Origin of the sequence: Streptomyces sp. NPDC059875, from assembly GCF_042731085.1 — a bacterium.
Taxonomy (GTDB): Bacteria; Actinomycetota; Actinomycetes; order Streptomycetales; family Streptomycetaceae; genus Streptomyces.
Genome location: NZ_JBHWJZ010000080.1, coordinates 1 through 6,231 on the forward strand (window position 1 = coordinate 1; position 6,231 = coordinate 6,231).

The 6,231-nt window shown below is 74.6% G+C and carries 5 protein-coding genes and 2 pseudogenes; 5 read left to right on the forward strand and 2 right to left on the reverse strand.

What is annotated here, in order from left to right; genetic code table 11:
* Positions 1 to 55: 55 nt before the first annotated feature.
* Positions 56 to 184: pseudogene (locus ACFV9D_RS38790) on the reverse strand (hydroxyurea phosphotransferase); the annotation flags it as partial.
* Here ACFV9D_RS38790 and murJ point away from each other — a divergent pair.
* The 5 genes from murJ to ACFV9D_RS38815 are packed head-to-tail and all read left to right on the forward strand — an operon-like array spanning position 126 to position 5,552.
* Complete coding sequence (murJ, locus tag ACFV9D_RS38795; RefSeq protein ID WP_385157813.1) at positions 126 to 1,904, forward strand: murein biosynthesis integral membrane protein MurJ; 1,779 nt, start codon at positions 126 to 128, stop codon at positions 1,902 to 1,904. The pseudogene ACFV9D_RS38790 and the gene murJ overlap by 59 nt on opposite strands.
* Complete coding sequence (locus ACFV9D_RS38800; RefSeq protein ID WP_385157816.1) at positions 1,801 to 2,583, forward strand: polysaccharide deacetylase family protein; 783 nt, start codon at positions 1,801 to 1,803, stop codon at positions 2,581 to 2,583. The genes murJ and ACFV9D_RS38800 overlap by 104 nt, the downstream gene beginning before the upstream one ends.
* Positions 2,580 to 3,713 (forward strand): glycosyltransferase, encoded by a 1,134-nt coding sequence (locus ACFV9D_RS38805; RefSeq protein WP_385157819.1) that lies wholly within the window; start codon positions 2,580 to 2,582, stop codon positions 3,711 to 3,713. Before ACFV9D_RS38800 ends, ACFV9D_RS38805 begins: the two co-directional genes overlap by 4 nt.
* 7 nt (positions 3,714 to 3,720) lie before the next feature.
* A complete protein-coding gene (locus ACFV9D_RS38810; RefSeq protein ID WP_385157822.1) occupies positions 3,721 to 4,416 on the forward strand; it encodes a lipopolysaccharide biosynthesis protein in 696 nt (231 codons plus the stop codon).
* Positions 4,413 to 5,552: a GNAT family N-acetyltransferase gene (locus ACFV9D_RS38815; RefSeq protein ID WP_385157825.1), complete on the forward strand. Its 1,140-nt coding sequence runs from the start codon at positions 4,413 to 4,415 to the stop codon at positions 5,550 to 5,552. Before ACFV9D_RS38810 ends, ACFV9D_RS38815 begins: the two co-directional genes overlap by 4 nt.
* A 27-nt stretch (positions 5,553 to 5,579) precedes the next feature.
* Here ACFV9D_RS38815 and ACFV9D_RS38820 read toward each other — a convergent pair.
* A pseudogene (locus ACFV9D_RS38820) lies at positions 5,580 to 6,231 on the reverse strand (hypothetical protein); the annotation flags it as partial.

Sequence of the window (6,231 nt, forward strand, 5' to 3'; positions counted from 1 at the left end):
AGGTCGCTGTGCGGGGTCCGAGGCGTGCCGTGGTCCCGGCCCCGCCGCGACAGTGTCAGCGCACGGGCCCCCGGAGCCGGCGGGCGATCTCCAGTTGGTCGTCGTCGGTGGGGCGGCCGTCCTCGATGTCCCACAGGGTGTTCTGGAGGAGGCGGGCGAGGGTCCAGGCGTGGGCGCGGGCGCGTTGTGGCGCTCGGGGGCGGGGTACGCCGGCGGCGCGTGGGGCGCATGCTCGGCGGGGGCGGGGGCGGCCGGCCTCAGGCCGGTTCCTCGCGCGGGCCGCCGCCGTGACCGCCGGGCTCACCGCCGCCGGAGCCGTGCTCGGGCTGGTACGGGATCAGATCCTGGCGCACTTCTTCGGGGCCGGGGCCGAGACCGACGCGTTCCTTGTCGCCTGGACCGTGCCCGAGTTCGCCTCGACGCTGCTCATCGAGGACGCGATGGCGCTGATCCTCGTACCCGCGTTCAGCCGCGCCCTGGCGCGCCGCGCCGGCAGCCTCTTCGGGGACCCCGTCCGTACCCTCGTACGCTCCACGCTCCCCCGGCTCGCGCTCGCCATGAGCGCCGTCGCCGGGCTCCTGGTCCTCGCCGCGCCCGCCCTCGTCGGCGCGCTCGCGCCCGGCCTGCCCGATCCGCAGCTCGCCGTCGACTGCACCCGACTGACGGCGACCTGCGTGCTGACCTTCGCGCTCGCCGGCTACTGCTCCGCCGCGCTGCGTGCCCACGGCTCGTTCCTGCCGCCGGCCGCCATCTACGTCGCGTACAACGTCGGCATCATCGGCACGATCGTCGTGCTGCGCGAGCCCTTCGGCGTGCGGGCCGCCGCCGCCGGGGTCGCCGTCGGCGGCGCGCTGATGGTGGCGGTCCAGGCGCCGTACCTGATCCGGGAGTTGCGCAGCCGCCCGGTGCCGAAGGACGAGCCGGTCGGTCCCGGCCACGGCGACGGCCGCCTCCTGGTGCTCGGGCTCATCGCCCCCGTCATCGCCTTCGCCGTCTCCCGCCAGTCCCAGATCCTCATCGAGCGCTTCCTCGCCTCGCCCCTGCCCGCCGGCGCCATCTCGCATCTGAACTACGCGCAGAAGGTCGCGCAGATGCCGATGATCCTCTCCCTGATGCTGTGCACGGTCAGCTTCCCCGTCGTCGCCCGCGCCATGGCGGCGGGCGACAAGGAGGGCGCCCGCCGGCGCGTCGAGCGGGATCTCCTCCTCGCCGCCGTCGTCGTCCTCATCGGCACCTCGGTCGTGATCGCCGCCGCCCCGCAGATCGTCGAACTCCTCTTCCAGCGCGGCGCCTTCGACTCCTCCGACACCGCCGCGACCGCCGGCGTGATGCGGGTCTACGCCCTCGGCCTGCTCGGCCAGACGACGGTCGGCACACTGGTCCGCTGCTACTTCTCCGCCGCCCACCCGCTCTGGTACCCGGCCGCCGCCATGGCCGCCGGTCTGGCCGCGACCGCCGTCGCCGGAGTCGCCGGCGCCGCGCTGTGGGGCGCCGTCGGCATCGCCGCCGCCAACGCCCTCGGCATCACGCTGACCGCCGTGATGCTGCTGCTCGGCGCTCGCCGCCAGTCCATCCCGGTCCGTATCCGCTACCTCGGAGAAGGGCTCCTGCGGCTTGCCACGGCCGCCGCCTGGGCCACCGGAGCCGGCTGGCTCTGCTCGCTGTGGGTCGACCCGGCGGCCCTCTCCCTCGCCGTCGCCGCCCTCGTCGCCGTCTCCGTCTTCCTGCTCTTCATCGCCTGCGCCGCCCGTGCGCCGGACATCCCACCCCTCACCCGCACCGCATCACGAAGGCTCGCCCATGCCCGCTGCCACGGCGCCCCGCACCGCCGCGATTCGTCGACTGCTGCCGAAGCCACCCCCGTGGGTGGTGATGTACCACTCGATCGCCGACACCACGGTTGATCCGTACCGGGTGACGGTCTCCCCCGTCCGTTTCGCCCGCCAGCTGCACTGGCTGAACGACCGGGGGCTGCGCGGCGTGTCCGTGCGCGAGCTGCTCGCCGCGACAGCGGCCGGCCGGGCCAAGGGGCTCGTCGGCCTGACCTTCGACGACGGGTACGCCGACTTCCTGGACTCGGCCCTCCCGCTGCTGCGCCGCCACGGCTTCACCGCCACCGTCTACGTCCTCCCCGGCCGCATCGGCGGCGAGAACGCCTGGGACGGCGACGGCCCGCGCAAGTCCCTGCTGACGGAGGACGGCATCGTGCGCGTGGCCGAGGCCGGCATGGAGATCGGTTCGCACGGGCTGCGGCACGTCTCGCTCCCCACCGTCGACGACGCGACCCTCGCCGAGGAGACCCGGCGCAGCCGTGAGCTCCTGGAGGAGATCACCGGCACGCCGGTGGACGGCTTCTGCTACCCGTACGGACACGTCGACGCCCGCGCGGTCCGGGCCGTACGGGACGCGAGCTACCGCTACGGCTGCGCCATCGACCCCGGGCCGCTGACCTGCGCCCACGCGCTGCCCCGGATCCACATCGACGAGCAGGACACCCCCTGGCGCCTCACCGCCAAGCGCGTCCTGCACCCGTTGCGCCGCCGCAGGCCGAGCAACCTCGTCCAGGAGGTCCCGGTCCCGTGAAGGTCCTGCACATCATCACCGGTCTCGGGATCGGCGGCGCCGAGCAGCAACTCCGGCTGCTGCTGCGCCATCTGCCGGTACGGAACGAGGTCGTCACGCTCACCAATCCCGGCGCCGTCGCCCGCGGCATCACCTCCGACGGAGTGCCGGTCGTCCACCTCGGGATGGCCGGCAACCGGGATCTCGGCGCCCTGCCCCGGCTCGCGGGAATCGTCCGCCAGGGCCGGTACGACCTCGTCCACACGCACCTGTACCGGGCCTGCGTGTACGGCAGGATCGCCGCCCGCCTCGCCGGGGTCCGCGCGGTCCTCGCCACCGAGCACTCCCTCGGCGACACCCAGATCGAGGGCAGACCGCTCTCCGCCGGCACCCGCGCCCTCTACCGGGCCACCGAGCGCCTCGGCACCTCCACCGTCGCCGTCTCCCCCAGCGTCGCCCGTCGCCTGGAGAAGTGGGGCGTGGCCCCGTCCCGTATCCATGTCGTCCCGAACGGCATCGATCGGGCGCGGTTCGGCCACGACGAGGACGCGCGGCGGATGACGAGAAAGGTGCTCGGCCTGCCGGAGGACGCGTTCGTCGTCGGCGGCGTGGGGCGGCTGACGCCCGGGAAGCGCTTCGACCGGCTGGTCCGCGCGGTGGCGTCGGTGCCGGAGGCGCGGCTGCTCCTGGTCGGCGAGGGCGAGGAGCGCGAGCGGCTGCTCGCCGTCGCGCGTGAGTGCGGGGCGGCCGGTCGGGTGCTCCTCGCGGGCGCCTGCGAGGACCCGCCGTCCGTGACGTCCACCGGCCCCGCCCTGCCCTCGTTCCTCGCGGCGATGGACGTCTTCGTCTCCACCTCACCCGACGAGACCTTCGGACTCGCGGTCGTCGAAGCGCTGGCCGCCGGGCTTCCGGTGCTGTACGTGGCCTGTCCGGCCGTCGACGACCTGCCGCCCGACGCGGCCCCCGGGGCGCGCCGGATCGGCGCGTCCGTACCCGAACTGATCTCGGCGTTGCGCGGCATCAGGGACGCCCGCCTCGCCCGGCTGCCGCAGCCCGAGGCTGCGCGCCGCTACGACATCGCGCACAGCGCCCAGCAGTTGATGTCCCTCTACGAACAGGCCGTCCACGGCACCCCTCTCCTCGCGAAGTGAGACACCCATGAGCTCCATGAGCCCCTTGAGCCCCAGCGCGCTGCCCCCGCAACGTTCCACTCTCGTCACCGCCCTGCGCAGGCCCCGCCGCTGGTGGGCGCTGCCCGCCTCGGTCCTGATCGGCGCCACGCTCGGCGGCGGGTACGGGGCGCTGAAGGCGCCCGAGTACGCGGCGACGAGTTACGTCATCGTGGTCCCCGGCGAGAAGTCCGATCCGGCCGCCGCGCTCGGCTTCGCCCAGGCGTACGGGCGGGTCGCCACCGACATCGCAGTGACCGGCGACGCGCAGGTGTGGGCGGGGGTCTCCGCCGACACCCTGCGCTCGAGCGTGCTGGCGGCGACCTCGCCGGACGCGCCGATGATCTCCATCACCGCGCGGGCGGCCAAGCCGGGCCGGGCCGTCTCGATGGCGGACGGCGTCGCCCGCGCCCTGGTCGTCAACAGCTCGCACGTCGCGGGGAACACGGGCGTGAAGGTCGTCCAGTTCTCCCGCGCGACGAAGCCCGTCGAGCCGGTCTCGCCGTCCGCCCCGCTCTCCGCGCTGGTCGGCGGCTGCGCGGGCGGTCTGCTCGGCGGTCTGGTGCTGCTGGTGCGGCCCAGGCGTGCGGCGCGGGCCGAGGCCCGGCAGTCACGGCCGGCGCCGTCGGCCGCCGTTCCCGGCCCGGCGGCGGCCCAGCACCAGCCGGAACCGGAGGCGGTGTGACCCTGAGCGGACTGAGCACGCAGATCTGCCGGGACGGCGAGGAGTTCGGCCGGCTCGGCGAGCGGTGGACGTCCCTGTACGGCCGCTGCTCCACGGCCACCCCGTTCCAGTCCCACTCCTGGCTGCACTCCTGGTGGGTGTCGTACGGCAGGCCGGGCGCGCTGCGCGTGGTGCTCGTACGCCGGGAGGACGGCGAGCTGGTCGCGGCGGCGCCCCTGATGCGCGCCCGGGGCCCGCTCCCGGTCCTGACCCAGCTCGGCGGCGCGATCACCGACTTCACCGACGTCCTGCTCGACGACGCCTGCCCGGAGGCGGCGCCCGCGCTGGCCGGGGCACTGGCCCGGGCGGCGCGCGGCGCGGTGGTCGATCTGCGGGAGGTACGGCCCGGGGCGTCGGCCGAACAGGTCTTCGCCCGCTGGCGCGGCCCGCGCCGGCGGCTGGCCGACTCGCTCTGTCTGGAGCTGCCCGCGGTGCCGATGGACGCCCTGCTCGAACGGATCCCGTCGGGCAAGGCCCAGCGCGTGCGCGCCAAGCTCCGCAAGCTGGACGCGCTCGGGATCGACGAGCGCGTGGTGCCGGGCGAGGAGGTGCCGGCCGCCCTCGAACGGCTGCTGAGGCTCCATCAGCTCCAGTGGCAGGGGCGGGGGGTGACCGTCGAGCACACCAGCGACCGGTTCGCACAGCATCTCGCGCGGGCGGTGCGGCCGATGGTCGAGCGCGGGGACGCGCGGGTGACCGAGTTCCGGCTCGCCGGGGACGTCGTGGCGGCCGATCTGACGCTGATGTCGCCCCGGCTCGCGGGCGGTTATCTGTACGGCGCGGATCCGGTGCTGCGCGCGCGGAAGATCGACGTGGCGACGATGCTGCTGCGCCACGGGGCGCGCGAGACCAGTGCGAGCGGGCGCGCGACGCTGAGCATGTTGCGGGGCACCGAACCGTACAAGCAGCACTGGCGTCCGGAGACCGTCTCCAATCAGCGGCTGATGCTGGCGGGGCAGGGCGCGGCCCCGCTGCTGTGGCTGCGCGCGGGCGCGGCGGACGGACGGCGCTGGGCGGCCCGGCAGGCGCGGGAGCGGGAGTGGGTGGGGCGGGCGCTCGGGCGGCTGCCGGGACGGACGAACGGCGGCGGAGGATGATCTCCTCCGCCGCCGTGGGGGGCCGGGTCAGAACGGCCAGGTGTCGCTGTCCAGGATGTCCTCCCAGGGTTCGTTGGTCTCGGCCTCGACCTCGTCCTTCCAGTTCATGTCGACCTTGGGGACGCAGACCGGGCCGCCGATCCAGCTCTCGACCCACGAACCGAGGTTCACGGTCCAACAGGCCGGCTCGGGCTTCGGTTCCGGCTTGGGCTCAGGCTTCGGTTCCGGCTTGGGCTCAGGCTTCGGCTCCGGCTTCGGTTCCGGCTTGGGCTCAGGCTTGGGCTCAGGCTTCGGTTCCGGCTTGGGCTCCGGCTTGGGCTCAGGCTTCGGTTCCGGCTTGGGCTCGGGCTTCGGTTCCGGCTTGGGCTCAGGCTTGGGCTCAGGCTTCGGCTCGGGCTTCGGTTCCGGCTTCGGTTCCGGCTTCGGCTCGGGCTTCGGCTCGGGCTTGGGCTCGGGCTTGGGCTCGGGCTTCGGCTCGGGCTTCGGCTCCGGCTTGGGCTCAGGCTTCGGCTCCGGCTTGGGCTCGGGCTTCGGCTCCGGCTTCGGCTCCGGCTTCGGCTCCGGCTTCGGCTCCGGCTTCGGCTCCGGCTTGGGCTCGGGCTTCGGCTCCGGCTTCGGCTCCGGCTTGGGCTCCGGCTTCGGCTCCGGCTTGGGCTCGGGCTTCGGCTCGGGCTTCGGC